Source organism: Phaeobacter sp. (assembly GCF_022825805.1).
In the GTDB taxonomy this organism is placed as follows: Bacteria; Pseudomonadota; Alphaproteobacteria; order Rhodobacterales; family Rhodobacteraceae; genus Phaeobacter.
Map to the genome: position 1 here is coordinate 58856 of NZ_JAJDWC010000020.1, position 20217 is coordinate 79072.

A 20217-nucleotide genomic window follows, 5' to 3' on the forward strand; every position below is an offset into this window, starting at 1 on the left:
TATCATGCCACAGTATATTTTTGCCTATCATGGCGGGAAATCACCCGAAAGCGAAGCTGAGGGGGCCAGAATGATGGCCGCTTGGAAATCCTGGATGGAGGGGCTCGGGTCCGGGCTGGTCGTGCCAGGAAACCCTGTAGGCCTGTCCAAAACGGTGCATCATGACGGGGTGGACGACGACGGCGGGGCCAATCCGATCTCTGGTTATTCCGTGGTCGAAGCTGCCGATCTCCACAGTGCCTGCGCCATGGCCAAAGGATGTCCTCTGGCCGTCGATGGGGATGGCACCGTAGAGGTCGCCGAACTCATGGAGATGTAGCGCAAGCCCATGTGTCGTTCTGGATGCTATTGGATGAACCTGTGTTCCAGAACAACACCCGGGCTGTGTGAGAGATCTGTCGTTATGCCAACAGTTCAGCTGACGGGCGGATATCGCCGCAATTCACATTGCGTCGGTTCACCAGCGGGGCATAGCGGTAGAGCTTTGTGGATGGATGATCCGGGTCAAGCACGCCAAGCCCGACAAGAATGCTCGCAATGGCGCATTCACTGGCGCGGGTCGCCCCATCCGTGATCTTGAGAGCAACGCCCAGTTTCTGTTCCGGCAGGATCGCAATGAAGACCGCCTCTGCACCGGTTTTGATTGCCACCTTGCCATTCATGGCGCGCATCAGATTGGTGCAGGCGCGTGTTTCTCCTGCAACCAGTTCAGGGTGGGCTGTCATCGCTGCGACCAGCTGTTGTGCCGCTTCGGCATCGCGGCCAGACCTATCTGCGGCGCTTGCAAGCCACGCCATTGACCGCGCCAGCCCGACGACAGAGGTGGCAAAATTCGGGGCAGAGCAGCCATCAATCCCGTAACCTGGGCTGGTCTCTCCTGTTACCTGTTCAAAAGCGTCACGACAGGCCTGCTGAACCGGATGGTCGATGTCGATATAATCAGGCCCCGCACCCAGGTGTTGCGAGAGCGTCAGAAAGCCTGCGTGTTTGCCGGAACAGTTGTTATGAACTTGGCACGGGCTGTTGTCGGTCTTGATCAGATCGTTGCGGGCCGGAATGTCATTGGGCATTTGTGGCCCACACCGCAGGTCATCATCGGACAGGGACAGCTGCTCCAGCCATGTGTTCACCCGGCTTGTGTGGATCTCTGCACCGTTGTGCGAGGCGCAGGCAAGGGCAAGCTGTTCGGAGGTTAACCCATACTTCGCGGCGGCCCCAGACGTGATCAACGGCAGAGCCTGGATCATTTTGGCCGAGCTGCGCGGATAGATCACGGCGTTGGGATCACCCCAGCTGCGCACGATCTCGCCCTTTGCGTTGCACACAACCGCATGTCCGAGGTGGAGGCTTTCGAGAAGCGGGCCGCGCCAGACTTCGGCCATTGGTACTGGGTTGGTCATCAAAAACGCCTTTCCTGTTGGCAATTTCCCGCCAAAACGGGGTTTCACCCGTGGCGATAGTTACGTTAGTGTGTATGAGTAAGCAAGCGAGGGTCTCGGGACCAGACAGCGGAGAGAACGCTGCATGGCCTTTGCTAGTTTGAGGTAAGACAGTCTTGGAGTCGGGACAAATGACATCAAAACTCGTCCGCAGTGTCGCGGGCCTGTGTCTGGCCGCGCTGGCGACCAGCGCAACTGCACAGCAGGCAGAAACAGACAACCGCGTGGCCAGTAACGTCGACTGGAGCGTTTTCCAGGGCGAAAGCCCAAAGGAATGTTGGGGCGTGTCCGCCCCGAAGGAAACCGTCAATACCCGTGATGGTCGCGTGAAGGCGGTGCGTCGCGGTAAAATTCAGCTGTTTGTCTTTTTCCGCCCAGACACTGGAAAGAATGGCCAAATCACTTTTACGGGTGGATACCCGTTTGCTCCGGGTTCAACTGTGAACCTAGCGGTTGGTGATACCGATTTTGAACTGTTCACCGAAGGCGAATGGGCTTGGCCTGCGACAGCATCGGATGATGCGAAAATCATCACGGCCATGAAGCGCGGCGCACAGGCCGTTTTGATTGGTCGCTCCGCGCGGGGCACCCAGACCAAGGATACGTTCTCATTGCTTGGGTTCACCGCAGCCGTCGATGAAGCGGAAAAACGCTGCTTCTGATCCGATTTTGGATCAACCGTTTCATGTGAAACCCCGGCTTGTGCTGGGGTTTTTCTGTTTCGGGGTCACGACTATTATGGTTTGCGCAGCGCGGGCATCGGCCTTGCAGTGATTTTTTCAGGATTCCTTTTGATCTCAGCCTAAATTCCTATATAGAGCCGCATCCACCGCCACAGCCACGAGTCCCGTTGCCATGACTGTCACAGCGCCCATTACCCAGGATGTAATGACCCTGCCTCGCAAGTTGCCGGAGGGCGGCAAGATCAATCTTGTCGGCTTGACCCGTGACCAGATGCGCGAGGCGCTTATCGAACATGGGACGCCAGAAAAACAGGCCAAGATGCGTGTTGGCCAGATCTGGCAGTGGATCTATCAGTGGGGCAAACGTGATTTTGCCGATATGACAAACCTAGCGAATGCCTATCGCGCGCAGCTGGCCGAGACATTCGAGATTTCAACGCCCGAGGTTGTGAGCCGCCAGATCTCCACCGATGGGACGCGGAAATATCTTGTGCGTATCGCGGGCGGGCATGAGGTCGAGGTTGTCTATATCCCCGAAGAAGATCGCGGCACGCTGTGTGTTTCTTCGCAGGTGGGTTGCACGCTGACCTGTTCATTCTGTCATACGGGAACCCAGAAACTGGTGCGCAATCTCACCCCAGGTGAGATCATCGGTCAGGTGATGATGGCCCGTGATGATCTGGAAGAATGGCCTGTCCCCGGTGCCCCAAAGGACGAAACCCGGCGTTTGTCCAACATCGTTCTGATGGGCATGGGAGAGCCGCTCTACAACTTTGAAAACGTGCGCGACGCGATGAAGATCGCCATGGATCCTGAGGGCATTTCGCTGAGCCGCCGCCGGATTACGCTGTCTACTTCTGGTGTGGTGCCAGAGATTGCACGTACCGCGCAGGAAATCGGCTGCCTGTTGGCGATCTCCTTTCATGCGACCACCAATGAAACCCGCGATGTGTTGGTTCCGATCAACAAGCGGTGGAACATCGATGAGCTGCTGCAGGCGCTGGCGGATTATCCCAAGGCATCTAATTCCGAACGCATTACGTTTGAATACGTGATGCTGGATGGGGTGAACGACAGCGACGAGGACGCCCACCGTTTGATCGAGCATATCGAACGCTACAAGATTCCGGCAAAGATCAACCTGATCCCTTTCAATGAATGGCCGGGTAGCCCATACAAACGGTCCTCAAACAACCGCATCCGCGCCTTTGCGAACATCATTTATCAGGCAGGCTACGCCTCGCCGATCCGGAAGACGCGTGGTGATGATATCATGGCTGCCTGTGGCCAGCTGAAATCTGCGACAGAGCGGGCGCGTAAAAGCCGCAAACAGATCGAGGCCGAGGCAGGGATTAACCCCTGAACCCCGGCCTCGCTGGGCAGGTCCCCGGCTGCCTCAACCGAAAATGAAATCTGATGCGTCTAGAGATTCGCTGAAACCAGCGAGTCTGAGTTCGAATGTGTTCGTCAGACTGAGGATGGTGTCCGCATTGTCGATGCTGATTCCGACCTGATCCAAACCACCGATCCAAAGGCCAGAGAGGTCGATGACGTCCGCACCGCGCCCGAAATCCGTGATTTGATCCGTCTCGCCGATATCTGCGAAATCAAATACAAAGGTATCTGCGCCCATACCGCCTGTGAGGGTATCTGCGCCATCGCCACCAATCAGCGTGTCACGGCCACGGCCCCCGGATAGAAGATCAGTGCCCGCGCCGCCTGCGAGTAAGTCATTCCCGCGTTCGCCAAACAGTCTGTCGCTGTCCGGACCACCGGAATAGCCATCGTCGATCAACCCGCCGATCAGTGTGTCATGACCATTGCCACCAAACAGACGATCGTCGCCAAGCCCGCCGACAACGGTGTCGCGACCCTGGCTGCCACGCAGGATATCATTGGCCTCTCGGCCCTGAATATGGTCGTGACCTTCTTTGCCATTGATTGTCGTGGCTTCATTGGTGCCAATGATCGTGTTGTCTTCGGCATTGGCGCGGATGATGATGGGTGAGCCCTGGCCGCCGAGTATTTCCCATTCATTGCCTTCGAGTGCGGTGCCAAAACTGTCAGCGGTGCCATAGAGATGCTGCATCGCCTGAATGTCGAATGTCCCAAGCTCTGTGACGTAGTTGGGAGCATGGTTGTATGTCATGACCGTGTGTTCGGGAATGTCAGACTGTGGGACGAGTGTCAGACTGCCGTCATGGGGGTGCTGCAGGCCAAGGGCATGCCCCAGTTCATGCAGCAGGGTGACATAGCCATAGGTGCCCACATCCATGTCTGCTGTGCCGATGGCAAAGGATCCGTTGATGGTGACGCCATGATCGGACATCGCGATATTCGCATAGCCACCAGCTTCGCCTCCATCAAACCCGAAGGCATTGATCATCGCTGGACCGTCGACTTCGACGAATCGGATCCCAGAAATGGCCTCATATTTTGCGGCGACTTCGCGGAACAGGTCCTGATGCGCATCAGTGAAGGTCCAATAGCTGGTCGCACCGGTGGGATCATTACTTGGATCTCCGAGCTGGCTCTCGTCCAGGAAACGATAGGTGACCACGGCCTGGGTTCCGACCTCCATCGGTGAGTTCCAGCGAAAATGATCGCCATCAAGGTAGTACAATAACGCTGAATAATCCGAAACGCGTGCCATCAGTCCACTCCACAAACGGTTGTAGACATGGTGATGAGGAAATGTGGCCAGTATTGGCCCAAACTGGGGTTTTTAAGCAGATCGCCTGTTTGTGCTGTCAGCTCAACTGATTAGCCCTGGTTGTATGGACAGCGTGATGCGAGCAGCGGATCACTGCCTTGGAATCTGCTAAATTGCGCAACATTTTCGCCATTTCCCCCGGACAGTTTCATTTTTGGAAACACTGTAACAAGGGAGAACGAGACGATGACCGTAGTTTCAACGATGGCCGCGCAGATTGAACCCCAACTGCTCGATCTTGTCCGTAGCGAACGTACCAAGGCGCTTAGCCGACGAGAATGGAAGTTCCGTTTGCGCGGCTATGGCTATGGCATTTCTGATGTCGGGGGCAGCCAGATTCTCACCCGCCTGCCCAAAGGTTTGCCTGTCGGGGTATTGCCCAAAGACTTCGCCTGATCATCCTACAGCACGGCGTCGGCCGGATGTGATATCAGCATCTCGGCCTTTGGCCTGACAACGCACCGCCTCAGGTCGTACGCCCTGGCAGAGTGTCCCGCGGTGGTGCTGGCGCCCAGTTGTTGATCAGTTCAATGGCGTCTTCGGCGGTTTCGACAAAGCGGAACAGATCCAGATCCTCTTCTGAAATCGTGCCCGCATCTGCGAGCGCGTCCCAGTTGATGATCCGTTCCCAAAACGCCTGACCGAACAACAGGAATGGCACGCGCTCCATCCGGCCGGTCTGGATCAGGGTAAGCGTTTCGAACATTTCATCCATTGTGCCGAACCCGCCAGGGAAGACGGTGATCGCGCGCGCGCGCATCAGGAAGTGCATTTTCCGCAATGCGAAATAGTGAAAGTTGAAACACAGGTCCGGTGTCACATACGGGTTGGGCGCTTGTTCATGCGGCAAAACGATATTGAGCCCCACAGACGCGCCACCTGCATCTTGCGCCCCGCGATTGCCGGCTTCCATAACGCCAGGCCCGCCGCCTGTGACAATCACATCCGATTTTCCGCCGTTTGCCATCGACCGTTCTGTCATCAGCTTCGCAAATTTGCGGGCTTCGTCATAAAAATGGGATAGATCCCGCAGCGTCTGGGTGCGGGCCTTGTCTTTGTCCTTTGGCGCGGGGATCCGCGCACCGCCAAACATGACAATCGTGCTTTCGATCCCATGTTCGTCCAACATCATTTCGGGCTTCAGAAGCTCCAATTGCAAGCGGACGGGGCGCAGTTCGTCCCGACACAGAAAGTCCCCGTCTGCAAATGCCAACCGATAGGCTGGCGATTCTGTCTGTGGGGTGGAGGGCACATGCGCGGCCTGGCTGCGATCAGAGTGAGCGTCTCGAAATCGGCTATGGCGATCATCTGTCATGGCAAACCTGCTTTCTCGTTATGATGTAAGGACCACCAGTCATAGCGGCTCGCAGGTGTTGGTGCCAGTCCGGATCAGGGCTTGCGTCCGCAGCCGCATGGCTTAGGTTCAGCGCCAAGCAAAGAAAGGGCGGACTATGGACTGGTCACAGGAGATCTCCTTGGCAGCGGGGCGCATCGCGGCGCATATTCAGCGCACACCAGTGATGGAGACCCGTGGATTTGGCTTGTCCTATCCTGTCTCTCTTAAGCTGGAGCACATGCAGCACACCGGCAGCTTCAAGGCGCGTGGCGCTTTCAACACGCTGTTGTCAGAGCCTGTTCCCGAAGCCGGGATTGTTGCGGCCTCTGGTGGCAATCATGGCGCTGCGGTTGCTTTTGCAGCGCATCAACTGGGACTTAAGGCGCGTGTTTATGTGCCAGAGATTGCGGGCCCCGCCAAAGTGGCTCTGATCCGCAGTACGGGCGCCGAGCTTGAAGTGGTGCCGGGAGCCTATGCCAATGCGCTGGATCAGGCCCGCGCGTATGAAACCGCTACCGGTGCGATGCAGGTTCATGCCTATGACGCGGCTGCGACGGTTGCAGGGCAGGGCACCTGTTTTGTCGAGTGGGATGAACAGGGGCTGGATGCGGATACTATGTTGATTGCTGTTGGTGGCGGCGGCCTGATTTCGGGTGCGCTTGCCTGGTATGGCGGCGCCAAACGGATCATCGCGGTAGAGCCGGAAACAAGCTGCGCGCTACACAGTGCGCTGGCTGCTGGCCAGCCGGTTGATGTGGACGTCTCAGGGGTTGCCGCCAATGCGCTGGGTGCGCGAAAGATCGGTGAGATCTGTTTCGGCCTTGCCCAAGACCACGCTACATCCTGCCAGTCGGTCACTGTTTCCGATGCGGCGATCGTGGATGCGCAAAGCAAGCTCTGGCGTGAGCGACGGTTGCTCGTGGAGCCAGCAGGAGCAACCGCTCTGGCAGCGCTGACCAGTGGCGTCTATACGCCGGAGCCAGGGGAGCGCGTTGCGGTATTGCTGTGTGGCGGAAACATCGCCCCAGACCCGCTGGGGTGAGGTGATGACCGCAGCGCCCTTATCAGTTGGTCTACAGTGGCCGTTGGTCGTGCCATGAGCGCCACAATTTCCGATACGATCTATCAAGAGCTGAGCAACCGCATCGTCACCGGGGCGCTCCCCGCTGGTGAAAAGCTGCGCCAGGATCATATCGCACGAGAGTTCAGTACCAGTCACGTTCCTGTCCGCGAGGCGCTGCTGCGTCTGGAAGCTCATGGGCTGGCAAAGTCCATTCCGCGCCGGGGCATGCGGGTCACGGCGTTGGATCCCAGCGAAATTCGCGAAGTGGTCGAGATGCGGGTGTCGCTGGAATTGCTGGCGCTGCAAAACGCCTTTGCCCACTACGGGCCTGAGGACATTGCAGCGGCGGATGCAGCGCGGCTGGCTTGTGATGCGGCAACGACCATGCCCGACTGGGAACAGAAAAACCGCGCTTTTCATCGGGTGATCCTGGCCCCTTGCCAGATGCCAAGGCTGATGGCGACGATTGATGATTTGCATATCGCCTCGGCCCGGCACCTCTTTGCCAACTGGAAACAACGCTGGACGCAGCGGGTGGATACGGATCATGCGCTGGTGGTGCAGGCCATCCGGCGGAGGGATGTCCAGACCGCCTGTGATATTTTGCGCCGCCATCTGCGGCGTGTGCGGTAGGACAGAAGCAAAGAGGCGCTGCGGCACTGCGCTTTGACGCAATACGCACATGACCCCGGGGCAAATTGCGGTTATGTAACCGCCACAAGACGAACAAGCCACTTTCACCCCGGAGAGACGACACATGTCCAACGCTCAGCTGGAAACCGCAATCGAGGCCGCTTGGGAGGCCCGTGATACCATTTCCCCCGCCACCACAGGGGAGCAGCGCGAAGCCATCGAAGACACGCTGAACGCGCTGGATTCCGGCAAGTTGCGGGTCGCAGAGCGGCAAGAGAACGGCTCGTGGCATGTGAACCAATGGGCCAAGAAAGCCGTGCTGCTTGGCTTCCGAATCAAAGACATGGAAGAGCAGTCTGGCGGCCCACAGGGGTCTGGCTGGTGGGATAAGGTTGACAGCAAGTTCAAAGGCTGGGGCGACAGCCAGTGGAAAGATGCAGGCTTCCGTGCGGTGCCCAATTGTGTGGTTCGCAAATCTGCCTACATCGCGCCCGGTGTTGTGCTGATGCCATCATTCGTCAACCTGGGTGCTTATGTTGATGAAGGCACCATGGTCGACACATGGGCCACCGTTGGGTCCTGTGCCCAAATCGGTAAAAACGTTCACCTGTCCGGTGGCGTTGGTATCGGTGGCGTGCTGGAGCCGATGCAGGCGGGCCCGACCATCATTGAAGACAATTGCTTCATTGGTGCCCGGTCCGAGGTCGTCGAAGGCTGTATCGTCCGTGAGGGGTCCGTATTGGGCATGGGCGTTTTCATCGGTCAGTCCACCAAAATCGTCGACCGGGAAACCGGCGAGGTGATGTATGGCGAAGTTCCACCTTATTCGGTTGTTGTGGCGGGTTCCATGCCGTCGAAGAATGGCGTGAACCTTTATTGCGCTGTGATTGTGAAGCGCGTCGATGAAAAGACCCGTTCCAAAACCGGGATCAATGATCTGCTGCGTGACTGATCGTCCGATCAACTGACTGCGTGACTTTGGTCAACGTCTGTGTCGCCCCACCTCATGCCGGGGCGGCACCTTTACTGGGTGACAGTCCCCAATAATGCCCGCTCATGAGGCTTCAGTGAGAGCCGGGCGCTGGGCGCATTGATACCCATGCCATCCGCCATCAAGTCCAGGATTTCTGCTCGGGTTTCGGGATCGAAGCTGTGCAGGGTTTGTTCGCCGGGATGGTAGCTTTCGCTTTCCAGGCCATCGCCGCAGATGATCTGGTGACTGTCAAACAACAAATGGACATAGGTCACCAACTCGCCGTCAGCCCGCGGCCGGATGCTGCGATCATTGATCAGATCTTTGGCCTTCACCAAGACTTCGTATTGTCCAAACAGAACCTCTGCCCAGGCTGACCGCACCAGAACACGGTGATTGGGCGACAGCGCTGTTTGTGCATGTTGGCCAAGAGCGTTTTTTGCAAAGATCACGGGCGCCTCCGCGCCAAGAGCGCGCCGGGTGCTACGGCCGATCCATCGCAATGGCTGCGGGCCATGGTCGCGGGTCAAGACAAGCGTGCCGGGGGTCAAATCCTCGACCGCGCGGGGGCCATCAACCGTATCAATCAGAACACCTGCGACAAAACATGGGGTGGTGGTGAGCGTGACAAACCCCGTGTCGGTGTTTCCGACGCTATCTTCGACAGTGTAGGAAAATGTGGTGTCCGTGTCGCTGTCTACATCGTCCTGGCCCGCGACTGTGAAGCTGCCGTCGCTGTTCAGCGTGACCACCTCGCCATCCGCGAGCGTGACCGAGCTGCCTGCCACGACCGGCTGGCCATTGATATGGGTAATCGTGAGTGCTGCGCCATTGATTTGCATGTCATTGGCCAGCACATCCACATTTGCGGTGTCACCCTCCTGAACAGTTACCGCGTCGTCATTTGCCACCAGAGCGGTCTGGATGGAATCCCCGGCAATCAGAAGGTTGGAGTCAAAAGACCGGTCACCCCCATCGGCGATCCCGATTTTGATGGAGTTGCTTTCGTTAGGATTGACCGGTGCGGTCAGCGTCAAGGTGACCGTAAAGCCATCCATCTCCGTATTGAAATTGTCGTCGCTTCGATCGTTGTCGATATAGAGGTTTTCGTTGCTGTCGGGATTGATGTTGTCGATGGAGATATCGCCTGACCCGATGGTCATTTCCGCCTGCACGCCATTGACCCAGACACCGACGGAGTCGTTGAAGCCGGAGGATACATATTCAAGGTATTCTTCTGATGCGAAAATGAACTGCATCGTCAGTGTGGAGCCTTGCGGCACAAACTCCGCTTCGAAGATGGCAGCATCGAAGGTATTTTGCCCGGCAATCGCCGTTAGCTCGGCGTCGCCGGCGGTGTTGTTGACTGTGGTCGTGTTGGCCCGGACGTTCACATCGCCGCTGCTGTTGGTGATGCTGCGCGCACTTCCCGTGGACAGGATTACACCGGTGTCTGCCGGGGTGACACCCGGTGCCAAAGCATTGCCATTGCTATAGATACCGGAGGCCACGGTTGCCCCGGTATAGCTGGCATCCAGAATGGTGATCCCGTTGCCGAACATCTCTTCGGCCATTTCATTGGCTGTTGCATCAATGTTGACTGGCAGTTCCGAAGCTGTCGGCACAGCGTACCTCCTGGATGACAGATGATCCTTCGGATACTCAACCATATGTAGATGAGGATACGATTAACCGGCCCCTGCTGCGCCTCGCTCCGGCCCTGCTGCGACGTCTCATTCTGGTGGGGCAGGTTGACCCTGTGCAGGGCGGACGATATGGCGAGCCTATGGAAAAGAAAAAAACCTCACGCCAGCAAGTCTACACCTTGATTGTCCAGATCGGGCGGAAGGACGGGGACGGGCTGCCTGAGGGTGCCACTGGTGCCGCTTTGATGATCTATGCCTCCGGTGTGGATGAGGCCGAAGCCGTGCGTGAGACGGTGGCGATCCTGAAACAAGCGGATACCGCGCCGTTGGATGTGACAGGTTATGGCACAATCGCCGAGCGCGAAGCTGAGGGCCATGAGATTCCTGATGAAGAACGGGCGCTGATGCAGCGCGCGCTGGATGAGAACTCAGTGATCGTGGCGCAGATGACGCCCTTCTTTGATGGCGAAGAGCTGCAGGGACAAACCATGCACTAAGGGCTCTGGTGCCCAGATTTCACTGAATCAGTTTGGTTGGTAAACACTCACGTCGCTTACGGCGCCTTGCCGAACCACTTCCGGTAGATGTCAGCGTATTCACCACTTTCGCGCAGCGCCAGCAGGGTCTGATTGACCTGCTCAAGATGTGGTGAGCCATCTGGCAGCAAGAGGCCGTAGTCTTCGCGCAGGAAGACCTGTCCAACAGGATGGCCATGTGCCTGTCCATCGCGCTCCATGTAGTGATCCAAAACGGGCGCATCGAACACCACTACATCGGCAGCGCCGGTTTCAAAGTCCTGTAGCAAGGTGGTCAGATCTGTGTAGCCGCGATAGCTGATGTCGCGCCGGTCCAGGAAACGTGCTGCTGTCGATTCCGAAATAGTAGATACCTTTTTACCATAAAGGTCATTGACCGAATTGATCGAACCGCTGATGGCCTCGACCGTCATGACGGCTGTGATTTTTGCCACAAACAAAGACACCACAAACAACGAGGCTACGACCAGGATGACGCCAAAAACCCGGCCAATCGGCGTGCGCGGCACCCGTTCTTCGAAGCCGCCATTCACGACCAGGTTTAACGCCCACCAAAACGATGGGAACCAGGCCTCTTTCAAGGGGCGATCAAAGTAGGGCTGTGCCCGTCGCTCCAGGCCCCACATCATCATGCCGCCGCCCATCAGCAGGACCACCGCGACAACGATCGCGATCATCAGATCAGCGGAAAACAGAACCCGTAGCAAAGAAGGCTGACTGACGTCATCGGCCGATACCATGATGCGCAGACCGCTTTCGAAAATCGGATGGCTGAAATCCATCACTGTTTCACGTGCAGCAGTGATGGAGATATTTGCCGCAGCCATATCGACAGCGCCATCTTCCACAAGATCCAGCATACCTCCGAACGTGTCCGTTCGGACGATCTCATACTCCCAACCCAGACGGTCGGCGATGCTGCGGACCAGATCGATGGAAAAGCCTGTTTCGCGGTCCCCGTCCGGCATCGAAAATGGCGGGCGTGTCACCGTGCTGATGGTCAAGATCTCTGCTGCGGCAGGGCCGCCAAGCAGGGTGATCAGGAACAGAAAGGGAGAAAGAAGGCGGCGCACGGTCTGATAGGTTCCAAAAGTCTGCAAGTCTGAATCTGATTAGGCTGACAATTTGGCTCAGGCAAGCGTCGTGATCAGGCGATGCGGCGTTCCGCGAGCACTGCGGCATCAAAGCTGCGCAACACTGGCGTTCCGTCACTGCGATGTTCGGGAAGGTCATTGCGGTCCAAATGCGCAAGAGCACTGGCTGCCAACCCGTTGCGGTCGCGCCGTAGGCGGCCCAAAAACAGCGTTTCGACCAAAGCACCGTTTGCCCAGATCCGCTGATTTCCGGGCAAGACAACATGAGACAGAACGGCCAAATCACCAGCGTTCCCCGGCGTGGGAACAGTGAAGGCAGAGTTTTGCAAGGCCTGTGCTGGAACGCGTACCTGTGGTTGGCCGAACAGGTAATCCACATCATCTCCGGCGACGACCACACGCTGTTGTGCGGCGATGGACAGGTTCTGTTGCAGGCCCAGATATGGGGCCCGCAGGCATACAATTGCATCATGGCCGATGCTGGGGCGCTTGCGGGACAGCTTGTATAGGATGGGGACAAAATCGCCGTCTTCCGACAGCACCAGATCCCCACGTTTTAGATCTTGCAGCGAACGGGGCCCGCCAGGGGTCGCGATCCTTGTACTGGGACACAGGCCTGCGAAAGGGGCGGCAGGTACAATCTGGTCATTGATACTGCAGCCGATGAGGCCGCTGTCCATTGCGCGGTCCGGCAGAGTGTCCAGCATGTCCAGGACCTGACAACGCGGCAAGGGAGGCGGGGCTTTGACATCAACGGATACCAGATTGGCCCCCGAGGGCATCATCAACGTCAGTCGCCCCCATCGGGTCAGACTATCCCAGGCATAAATCAGCCGCGCTGGCCCTTCTAATCCGGTTTGGTGTCCATCCGGCACGGTGAGCTGTATCTCTCGTGGGCGCCCGTTTTGGGACAGGCGCACCGCAAAGATACCGATATCGACGCGGTCGATGGAAAATGCCATCTGCCAGTCCGCGTGCGGATCGAATGCCACCAGCGCCCCGAAATCCTGCCCATCCTCCAGCAGCAGATCCAGGCAGATGCTGCCGGTTGTCATCAGGGGGCCATGCATCGCTGTGGAAGGCAGGGGATATCGGATGGCCTGGGTGGCGTGAGGGCAGCGTGCCGCGAGCCAGCTCATTGCATTTGTTCCCGCGATGTGATGGCAGCGCAGAGCAGCTTGGCCTCGTGTTTGCGCAGGCTCGGCCGTGCCGCTGGCCCATATCCTTTGCCTGTGAGCGGGTCCAGTTCCGGGAAAATCTCGCGCAGCTCTGACAGCACATCCGGGCTGAATTGGCGGCTGGTTTGGGGGCCGGGCAAGAAACTCTCTGTCAGGATTCCTTCGCTGTCGACCAATTGATGGTTGTCAAACATCACATGAACATATGTGACCTGGCCCCCGGTTTTGCGGCGGACCGAATGGTCGTTCACCAGATCCTTGGCTGCGACCAGCACTTCGGACGCCCCAAAGAGCATCTCCGCCAGCCCATCACGCAATAGGATCCGATGTTGTGGGGAGACCAACAGATCTCCGTGTCCGTCATAATCGCTCAGGGTCTGTGCCAAGATGTGAATAGGGGCGAGATTGCCCTGTGCGGCCACAGTGCGTTGCCCGACCCAGCGAACGGGTTGCAGACCTTGGTCTCTGGTCATCACAAGATCGCCGATTTGCAGCGCCTCTACCGGTGTCTGGCCTGCATCGGTTGTCAATCGGGTGCCTGCGACAAAACAAGGGACAGAGGTGGCTTCGACAATGCCGACCGCGCTGTTGATGCCATCGCTTGCGGTATAGGTGAAGGTGAAGTCTTCGGCGTCACCATCCCCAATCATGGTGAGCGTGCCATCCGCGTTCAGCTGGACCTGCTGACCGGTCGGCAGTGTGATCGTGTCACCAGCGCTGACTGCGGTTCCGTTGATGTGGGTGACGGTCAGCGTGCTGTTGTTGCTGCTGCTGTCATTGTCGAGAACATCAATCACGCGGGTTTCATTAGGCCCGACCTGAAAACTGTCTGTGTTGGCAATGACACTGGTTTGGGCGGATCCGGCCGCAATGAGCAGATTACTGTCGTAGCTGCCATCTGACACATCGGCAATCCCGATGCGGATGTCGTTTTCCACCCCTGGGTTCACCTGCATCGTCAGTGTCATCGTGACGGTCAGGCCATCCATTTCAGTGTTGAAGTCACTGTTGGAGTTGTCGAGGAAGAGGTTGGCGTTGTTGGTGGAGTTCACATTGCCCGGATCGGTGTCCCCGTCGCCGAACTCCAGTTCGACCATCTGACCATTGACCCACACCCCAACAAAATCCTGATAGATGGAGTTTTGGAATTCAGGGTATTCCTCGGACGCAAAGACGAACTGCAACGTCATGACGGACGCGTCCGGGACAAATGTCACATCAAGATAAGACGCATCAAATGTCTGTTGGCCCGCGGCGGCATTGAACGTCGGGTCGTTATTTGGGCCATTGTTGGCCGTTGTCTGGCTGTTTGACTGGTTGGCCTGCCCAGTTGAATTGGTAAAGGCCGTGGCCTGGCCAGTAGACAGGATGATCCCTGTATCAGCAGGTGTCGCGCCCGGAGCGATGCTGTCCCCATCGGAGTAGATTGCAGAGGCCCGGCTATCGCCGGTGTAAGTGGCATCGCGCACCTCGACGCCATCTCCGAAGATGGTTTCAGCCATCTCAAGCGCAGTCGCATTTGTATTATATGTCAGCTCTGACGCTGCCACCATGTGCCTGTTCACCCAAAGGATGAGGCTGAGTTCATCGTATAGGGGATCCTAAGTCGCCGAGCAGCAGACCATCATTGGGCCTGCCCTGCGCGCTTTCGGGATTGGGTTGTGTGACCCCGCTTTTACGGTGGTTCAAACCCCTGATGCTCTGCCTCGTATTTTTGTTAACGCCTTCTTAGCCTTTTTCTGCGGCGTTGTCTGTCATTGCCTGTGGTGGACCTTCAAAATGCGCCTCAGCGCGGTAATTGGGTCACAAGCCACTATTGCAGGGTCTGCCTGCAAATTTGCACCCAGGCGGAAACCGGGGTAGCCAAGGGCAGCAATTCGGAGGCCCCAATGACCAACAGCAATCCTATCCAGCCGCTGGATCCACATCAGTTGACGGCTGATCTGATCCGCTGCGCTTCTGTTACCCCAGCAGAAGGGGGCGCGTTGGTGCTGCTTGAAAGCTTGCTCACAGAGGCTGGATTTTCCTGCCAACGTTGCGACCGGGGTGATGTCAGCAATTTGGTCGCGCGCTGGGGGGATCTGGCGCACCCAAAGACGCTTGGCTTTAACGGGCATACGGATGTTGTGCCGGTGGGCGATGTGGCTGCCTGGACCGTCGATCCGTTCGGAGCGGAAGAGAAAGACGGCTTCCTTTATGGTCGTGGCGCAACGGACATGAAATCGGGGGTCGCGGCGTTCGTGGCCGCTGCTGTTGATCATGTGCGCAACACACCGCCAGAGGGAGCGGTTCTCATCACCATCACAGGTGATGAAGAGGGCGATGCGGTGGATGGCACTCTTGCCATCTTGGAGCATATGGAAGCGGCGGGAGAAAAAATGTCGGTCTGTCTGGTCGGGGAGCCAACTTGCCCCAACGAGATGGGGGAGATGATCAAAATCGGCCGTCGGGGATCTTTGTCGGCTTGGTTTACGGTCACCGGCGTTCAGGGGCATTCCGCCTACCCACATCGCGCCAATAACCCGCTGAACGCGATGGCACGGCTGATGGATCGCTTGGCCAGCCACGAACTGGATCAGGGCACAGAACACTTCGACGCCTCTACCTTGGCCGTTGTGACCATCGACACAGGCAACCCGGCCACCAATGTGATCCCTGCACAGACAAAATCGACTGTGAACATCCGGTTCAACGATGCCCACAGCGGCGAGAGCCTGACCCAATGGCTGCAGGCAGAAGCGGATCGCGTTGCGGCGGAGTTTGGGGTTGAGATTGACATGCGTGTCAAAATCTCTGGTGAAAGTTTCATCACGCCTCCAGGCCCGCTTTCGGATTTGGTTTGCGCAGCGGTCGAAGCTGAAACCGGGCGTTGCCCCGAACTGTCCACGACAGGTGGCACATCTGATGCGCGCTTCATTAAATCGCATTGCCCGGTGGTAGAGATTGGGCTGGTTGGCAAGACCATGCATCAGGTGGATGAACGGGTGGAGATTGCGCATATCCATCAGCTCAAATCGATCTATGCCCGGATCCTTGAGACTTATTTCGCATCTGATCGCTAAGCCAGGGTAGCTATGTGCCCATAGCGGCGGGGGCCTGGTGGATGTTCTTTTCACCATGACCTCGGGCGCTGGGCGTGCTAGCTGGGGCATATGACCCGTATACCTTCAAAGGCAGAGATCCTGGAATGGATTTCAGCCCATCCGACCCATAACTCCAAGCGCGATATCGCCAAGGCATTTGGCATCAAAGGCTCAGACAGGATCGATTTGAAACGCATCCTGAAAGAGCTGGAGGCCGAAGGCCATCTGGAGAAGCGGAAAAAAACCTACCGTGATCCCGACAGGCTGCCCCCGGTGACGATCTTGCAGATCAAGGGCCCGGACGAAGACGGAGATCTGTTTGCGCGCCCGCTGGAATGGCACGGCGAAGGTGTGGAGCCGCTTGTCTTGGTCATGCCAAGAGCCTCTGATCCCGCCCTTGGTGCTGGGGATCGGATCCTGGCGCGCCTGACGCTGGTGCAGGATCAGGATTATCATTACGAGGCCCGGTTGATCCGGCGCATAGGTACCAATCCGCGCCGCCTGATCGGTATCTTCCGCCGTCATGACGAAGGTGGGCGGATTGTCCCCATCGACAAAGCGGCCTCCAATGAATGGATGGTGGCGGAGAATGCCACCCATGGTGCGCGCGACGGGGAACTGGTCGAAGCAGAGCAGGCTGGCCCCAAAACCCGTCTGGGCCTGCCGCGGGCTCGTGTGGTTGAGCGTTTGGGCGATCCCTCGGCGCCCAAAGCCGTGTCGCTTATTGCGATCCATCAGCATGGTATCCCGGATCATTTTCCCGATGCGGTGATCGCAGAAGCGGATGCTGCCAAGCCCATGGGGCTGAAAGGGCGGGAAGATCTGCGTGAGTTGCCGTTGATCACCATTGATCCGGCAGATGCACGCGACCACGACGATGCTTGCTATGCCCATGCTGATGACGATCCCAACAACCCCGGTGGCCATGTCATCTGGGTCGCGATTGCAGATGTGGCGGCCTATGTGCGCTCGGGTAGCGCATTGGACCGCGAAGCGCGAAAACGGGGAAACTCTAGCTATTTCCCAGACCGAGTTGTCCCGATGCTGCCAGACCGGTTGTCTGGTGATCTCTGCAGTTTGCACGAAGGGGTTCCGCGCGCCTGTATCGCGGTTCGGATGCAGATTGATGCGGACGGGAACAAGATTGGCCACCGGTTTGTGCGCGGCTTGATGCAATCCGCCGCATCATTGCATTACGCGGAGGTGCAGGAGGCAATGGATGGGGCGCCCAATGAACGGACACAGCCGTTTTTGGACACCGTGATTGCGCCGCTTTATGCTGCTTATGCTGCGCTGACCAAAGCCCGCGCCGCACGCCAGCCGCTTGATCTGGATCTGCCGGAACGTAAAATCGTTCTGGACGACAAAGGCACCGTGGTTTCGGTGAATTTCCGCGATCGGCTGGAGGCACACAAGCTGATCGAGGAGTTCATGATCCTGGCCAATGTGGCGGCTGCGGAGACGTTGATCCAGAAACGCGCACCGCAGTTGTTCCGGGTTCATGAAGAACCGGCTCCCGAGAAACTGGAGGCCTTGCGTGAAACCGCCCGTGCGGCTGGGCTGTCGCTTGCGAAGGGACAGGTTCTGCAAACTCGCCATTTGAACGCGCTGTTGAACGGGGCTGCGGGCACGGATGATGCCGAGCTGATCAATATCTCCACGCTGCGGTCGATGCAGCTGGCCTATTATAACGTTGAGAATTTTGGTCACTTTGGATTGGCACTGCGCAACTACGCTCATTTCACCTCGCCGATCCGCCGCTATGCGGATCTGATCGTCCACCGATCTCTGGTGCGGGCGCATGGCTGGGGCGATGACGGGCTGACAAGCGAAGATATCGAACGTCTGGAGCAAACAGCGACCCAGATTTCGGATACCGAACGCCGCTCGATGATGGCAGAGCGGGACACAACGGATCGCTATCTGGCTGCATATCTGTCCGAGCGCGTGGGGAATGAATTCGAAGGTCGTATCAGTGGTGTCGCGCGGTTTGGCTGTTTTGTAAAGCTGGACGATACCGGAGCAGATGGGTTGGTTCCGGTGCGATCCATTGGGCGCGAGTTTTTTCATTTCGATGCGGAATCCGGGACCCTCATGGGGGCGGATACCGGTTTGACCCTTGCGGTGGGCCAGCGTGTTACCGTTCGTTTGGCCCAGGCGACGCCGGTCACGGGCGGCTTGGAGCTGGAGCTGTTGGCGTTGGGGGATGACCCCATGCCTGTTAGGGGTGGCGGTGGCCGTCGCAGCCCTGCGGGCCGGTCCATCAAACGCAAGGCGGCGAAGGCAAAAGCAAAGCGGGCAAAGGTCAAGCGCAAGGTGGAGCGCAAGCGCCGCTAGTCCGGAGCCTCGACAAGGTGACTCCGCAGATCGGCGGAGCACCGCCGGCACGCGGGTCAACGGCAACTCTCCTTTGTTGGTCTGAAAATCAGGGTTAGATTGAACCTGAGCAGACAATAAGGAGGTGCAAATGCCCCCACGTTCGAGCCGTTCTTTTGCGGGTCTTCTTGGCCCGTCCCTCTTGTGCGCCTTTGCGCTGGATGCGACCTCTGCGCAGGCAACACAGGCTGCCCCATCTGTTTGGGCGCCTTCGATTGTGGCTGCGCCAACGGTGTCGCTGCGGCCAACTGGGCGCCCACTTGGTGAGGGGAGTGTCATCCATTCCTCCCTCAGGCCACAGAGCCGCCCGGATGGAACCCAAGGGGTGCCAGATGCATCTTTGGCGGCTGGGTTCCGCAGTTGGCTGGTGGCATTCCGCAGCCGCGCCAGAGCTGCAGGGATCGCATCACAGGTGTTGGACCAGGCGCTGTCTGATCTGACCTTTGATCCAGATATCATCCGCAATGATGGCAATCAGTCGGAGTTTGTCACGCCGATCTGGACCTATCTCGACAGGGCCGTATCGGCAGATCGGATCGCCACTGGCCAGGCAGCTCTACGTGACTACAACGCGACCCTGCAGCGGATTGAGGCAACTTATGGCGTCGATAAAGAGGTTGTGGTCGCCGTCTGGGGGATGGAAAGCAATTTTGGCAGTTTTCGGGGCAACCGGGAGGTGATCCGTTCGTTGGCCACACTGGCGTTTGAGGGGCGCCGGGCAGAGTTTTTCGAGAGCCAGTTGATCGCAGCGCTGCGCATCCTGCAAGCCGGGGACGTCCGACCTGAGGATATGACCGGCAGTTGGGCTGGCGCGATGGGGCATACGCAGTTCATGCCCACCTCGTATCTCGACTATGCTGTGGATTTCACAGGTGACGGTCGGCGCGATATCTGGTCTGACGATCCAACTGACGCGCTGGCGTCAACCGCCGCTTACCTGCAAAAATTCGGCTGGGAAAAAGACCGCCCCTGGGGGCTCGAAGTGCGCGTGCCGGCCGGGTTTGATTATGCATTGGCGGAGCGCACACAGATCAAATCCGCCCGTGAGTGGCGGCGCCTGGGTTTGACTACGGCCCTTGGCAACCGTTTGCCAAACCATGGAAAGGCCGCTCTGTTGTTGCCCGCGGGGGCCAATGGTCCGGCCTTTCTGGTCTATAAGAATTTCGCGGTTATCGAGCGGTATAATGCAGCAGATGCCTATGTGATCGGTGTTGGTCACTTGAGCGATCGCATAAAGGGGGCGGGGCCTTTTGCTGGGGATTGGCCCCTCGGCAGCCGCCCTTTGACCCGATCTGAACGCAAAGAACTGCAGCAACGCCTGTCCTCTTCCGGTTTTGATACCGGTGGCATTGACGGCCGCGTTGGGCCGCGCACCCGCGCAGCAGTGCGAGCGTTTCAGCTGGCATCAGGCCTGATACCGGATGGGTATCCGTCCCATGCCGTGTTGGAGAGGTTGCGTTGAGG

Annotated in this window: 18 protein-coding genes; 11 read left to right on the plus strand and 7 right to left on the minus strand. The window is 58.0% G+C overall.

Annotated features, from left to right (window positions below; all coding sequences use genetic code 11):
- Nucleotides 1-4 precede the first annotated feature (4 nt).
- Nucleotides 5-319: a YciI family protein gene (locus tag Q0C28_RS01805; protein WP_293572937.1), complete on the plus strand. Its 315-nt coding sequence runs from the start codon at nucleotides 5-7 to the stop codon at nucleotides 317-319.
- 82 nt (nucleotides 320-401) lie between these two features.
- Here the strand turns inward: Q0C28_RS01805 and Q0C28_RS01810 are convergent, their stop codons facing one another.
- Nucleotides 402-1400 carry an asparaginase gene (locus Q0C28_RS01810; protein ID WP_293572938.1) on the minus strand — a complete coding sequence of 333 codons (999 nt, stop codon included), beginning with the start codon at nucleotides 1398-1400 and terminating at the stop codon, nucleotides 402-404.
- 170 nt (nucleotides 1401-1570) lie between these two features.
- Here Q0C28_RS01810 and Q0C28_RS01815 point away from each other — a divergent pair, with 170 nt between their 5' ends.
- Entirely contained in the window at nucleotides 1571-2101 is a 531-nt protein-coding gene (locus Q0C28_RS01815) for an invasion associated locus B family protein (RefSeq protein WP_293572939.1), read from the plus strand.
- Between the two features lie 193 nt (nucleotides 2102-2294).
- A complete protein-coding gene (gene rlmN, locus Q0C28_RS01820; RefSeq protein ID WP_293572940.1) occupies nucleotides 2295-3485 on the plus strand; it encodes a 23S rRNA (adenine(2503)-C(2))-methyltransferase RlmN in 1191 nt (396 codons plus the stop codon).
- 33 nt (nucleotides 3486-3518) lie between these two features.
- Here rlmN and Q0C28_RS01825 read toward each other — a convergent pair whose 3' ends face one another.
- Entirely contained in the window at nucleotides 3519-4775 is a 1257-nt protein-coding gene (locus Q0C28_RS01825; RefSeq protein WP_293572941.1) for a metallopeptidase, read from the minus strand.
- Nucleotides 4776-5021: 246 nt separating this feature from the next.
- On the opposite strand from Q0C28_RS01825, the gene Q0C28_RS01830 reads away from it, so the two are divergent.
- Nucleotides 5022-5231, plus strand: coding sequence for a hypothetical protein (locus Q0C28_RS01830; protein WP_293572942.1), 210 nt, complete (start codon nucleotides 5022-5024; stop codon nucleotides 5229-5231).
- A gap of 70 nt (nucleotides 5232-5301) precedes the next feature.
- On the opposite strand, the gene Q0C28_RS01835 is transcribed toward Q0C28_RS01830, so the two are convergent.
- The gene (locus Q0C28_RS01835) at nucleotides 5302-6150 is read right to left on the minus strand and encodes a TIGR00730 family Rossman fold protein (RefSeq protein WP_293572943.1); all 849 of its coding nucleotides are present in this window, start codon (nucleotides 6148-6150) and stop codon (nucleotides 5302-5304) included.
- A 136-nt stretch (nucleotides 6151-6286) separates the two neighbouring features.
- Here Q0C28_RS01835 and Q0C28_RS01840 point away from each other — a divergent pair, with 136 nt between their 5' ends.
- The 3 genes from Q0C28_RS01840 to dapD all read left to right on the plus strand — a co-directional run bounded on the left by Q0C28_RS01840 (nucleotide 6287) and on the right by dapD (nucleotide 8819).
- Entirely contained in the window at nucleotides 6287-7213 is a 927-nt protein-coding gene (locus Q0C28_RS01840) for a threonine/serine dehydratase (RefSeq protein ID WP_293572944.1), read from the plus strand.
- Nucleotides 7214-7267: 54 nt separating this feature from the next.
- A complete protein-coding gene (locus Q0C28_RS01845) occupies nucleotides 7268-7867 on the plus strand; it encodes a GntR family transcriptional regulator (protein ID WP_293572945.1) in 600 nt (199 codons plus the stop codon).
- 124 nt (nucleotides 7868-7991) lie between these two features.
- Complete coding sequence (gene dapD / locus Q0C28_RS01850) at nucleotides 7992-8819, plus strand: 2,3,4,5-tetrahydropyridine-2,6-dicarboxylate N-succinyltransferase (RefSeq protein ID WP_293572946.1); 828 nt, start codon at nucleotides 7992-7994, stop codon at nucleotides 8817-8819.
- 71 nt (nucleotides 8820-8890) lie between these two features.
- On the opposite strand, the gene Q0C28_RS01855 is transcribed toward dapD, so the two are convergent.
- Nucleotides 8891-10465 (minus strand): choice-of-anchor L domain-containing protein, encoded by a 1575-nt coding sequence (locus Q0C28_RS01855; protein ID WP_293572947.1) that lies wholly within the window; start codon nucleotides 10463-10465, stop codon nucleotides 8891-8893.
- Between the two features lie 161 nt (nucleotides 10466-10626).
- Between Q0C28_RS01855 and Q0C28_RS01860 the strand changes: the two genes are divergently transcribed.
- Entirely contained in the window at nucleotides 10627-10983 is a 357-nt protein-coding gene (locus tag Q0C28_RS01860) for a hypothetical protein (RefSeq protein ID WP_293572970.1), read from the plus strand.
- A gap of 56 nt (nucleotides 10984-11039) precedes the next feature.
- Here the strand turns inward: Q0C28_RS01860 and Q0C28_RS01865 are convergent, their stop codons facing one another.
- The 3 genes from Q0C28_RS01865 to Q0C28_RS01875 all read right to left on the minus strand — a co-directional run bounded on the left by Q0C28_RS01865 (nucleotide 11040) and on the right by Q0C28_RS01875 (nucleotide 14847).
- Complete coding sequence (locus Q0C28_RS01865; RefSeq protein WP_293572971.1) at nucleotides 11040-12095, minus strand: transporter substrate-binding domain-containing protein; 1056 nt, start codon at nucleotides 12093-12095, stop codon at nucleotides 11040-11042.
- A 74-nt stretch (nucleotides 12096-12169) separates the two neighbouring features.
- Nucleotides 12170-13255, minus strand: a complete 1086-nt coding sequence (locus Q0C28_RS01870) for a Hint domain-containing protein (protein WP_293572948.1) — start codon at nucleotides 13253-13255, stop codon at nucleotides 12170-12172.
- A complete protein-coding gene (locus Q0C28_RS01875) occupies nucleotides 13252-14847 on the minus strand; it encodes a Hint domain-containing protein (protein WP_293572949.1) in 1596 nt (531 codons plus the stop codon). The genes Q0C28_RS01870 and Q0C28_RS01875 overlap by 4 nt, the downstream gene beginning before the upstream one ends.
- Before the next feature lie 336 nt (nucleotides 14848-15183).
- On the opposite strand from Q0C28_RS01875, the gene dapE reads away from it, so the two are divergent.
- The 3 genes from dapE to Q0C28_RS01890 all read left to right on the plus strand — a co-directional run bounded on the left by dapE (nucleotide 15184) and on the right by Q0C28_RS01890 (nucleotide 20215).
- A complete protein-coding gene (dapE, locus tag Q0C28_RS01880; RefSeq protein WP_293572950.1) occupies nucleotides 15184-16356 on the plus strand; it encodes a succinyl-diaminopimelate desuccinylase in 1173 nt (390 codons plus the stop codon).
- Nucleotides 16357-16446: 90 nt separating this feature from the next.
- Entirely contained in the window at nucleotides 16447-18714 is a 2268-nt protein-coding gene (gene rnr, locus Q0C28_RS01885) for a ribonuclease R (RefSeq protein WP_293572951.1), read from the plus strand.
- Between the two features lie 130 nt (nucleotides 18715-18844).
- A complete protein-coding gene (locus Q0C28_RS01890; protein ID WP_293572952.1) occupies nucleotides 18845-20215 on the plus strand; it encodes a lytic murein transglycosylase in 1371 nt (456 codons plus the stop codon).
- Nucleotides 20216-20217: the final 2 nt, after the last annotated feature.

Coding starts and splice junctions, on each gene's coding strand:
- Q0C28_RS01835 (WP_293572943.1), bottom strand. CDS start 6,150: ATGACAGATGATCGCCATAGCCGATTTCGAGACGCTCACTCTGATCGC.
- Q0C28_RS01815 (WP_293572939.1), top strand. CDS start 1,571: ATGACATCAAAACTCGTCCGCAGTGTCGCGGGCCTGTGTCTGGCCGCG.
- Q0C28_RS01810 (WP_293572938.1), bottom strand. CDS start 1,400: ATGACCAACCCAGTACCAATGGCCGAAGTCTGGCGCGGCCCGCTTCTC.
- Q0C28_RS01840 (WP_293572944.1), top strand. CDS start 6,287: ATGGACTGGTCACAGGAGATCTCCTTGGCAGCGGGGCGCATCGCGGCG.
- Q0C28_RS01830 (WP_293572942.1), top strand. CDS start 5,022: ATGACCGTAGTTTCAACGATGGCCGCGCAGATTGAACCCCAACTGCTC.
- rnr (WP_293572951.1), top strand. CDS start 16,447: ATGACCCGTATACCTTCAAAGGCAGAGATCCTGGAATGGATTTCAGCC.
- Q0C28_RS01875 (WP_293572949.1), bottom strand. CDS start 14,847: ATGGTGGCAGCGTCAGAGCTGACATATAATACAAATGCGACTGCGCTT.
- Q0C28_RS01870 (WP_293572948.1), bottom strand. CDS start 13,255: ATGAGCTGGCTCGCGGCACGCTGCCCTCACGCCACCCAGGCCATCCGA.
- dapE (WP_293572950.1), top strand. CDS start 15,184: ATGACCAACAGCAATCCTATCCAGCCGCTGGATCCACATCAGTTGACG.
- Q0C28_RS01890 (WP_293572952.1), top strand. CDS start 18,845: ATGCCCCCACGTTCGAGCCGTTCTTTTGCGGGTCTTCTTGGCCCGTCC.
- rlmN (WP_293572940.1), top strand. CDS start 2,295: ATGACTGTCACAGCGCCCATTACCCAGGATGTAATGACCCTGCCTCGC.
- Q0C28_RS01825 (WP_293572941.1), bottom strand. CDS start 4,775: ATGGCACGCGTTTCGGATTATTCAGCGTTATTGTACTACCTTGATGGC.
- dapD (WP_293572946.1), top strand. CDS start 7,992: ATGTCCAACGCTCAGCTGGAAACCGCAATCGAGGCCGCTTGGGAGGCC.
- Q0C28_RS01805 (WP_293572937.1), top strand. CDS start 5: ATGCCACAGTATATTTTTGCCTATCATGGCGGGAAATCACCCGAAAGC.
- Q0C28_RS01860 (WP_293572970.1), top strand. CDS start 10,627: ATGGAAAAGAAAAAAACCTCACGCCAGCAAGTCTACACCTTGATTGTC.
- Q0C28_RS01845 (WP_293572945.1), top strand. CDS start 7,268: ATGAGCGCCACAATTTCCGATACGATCTATCAAGAGCTGAGCAACCGC.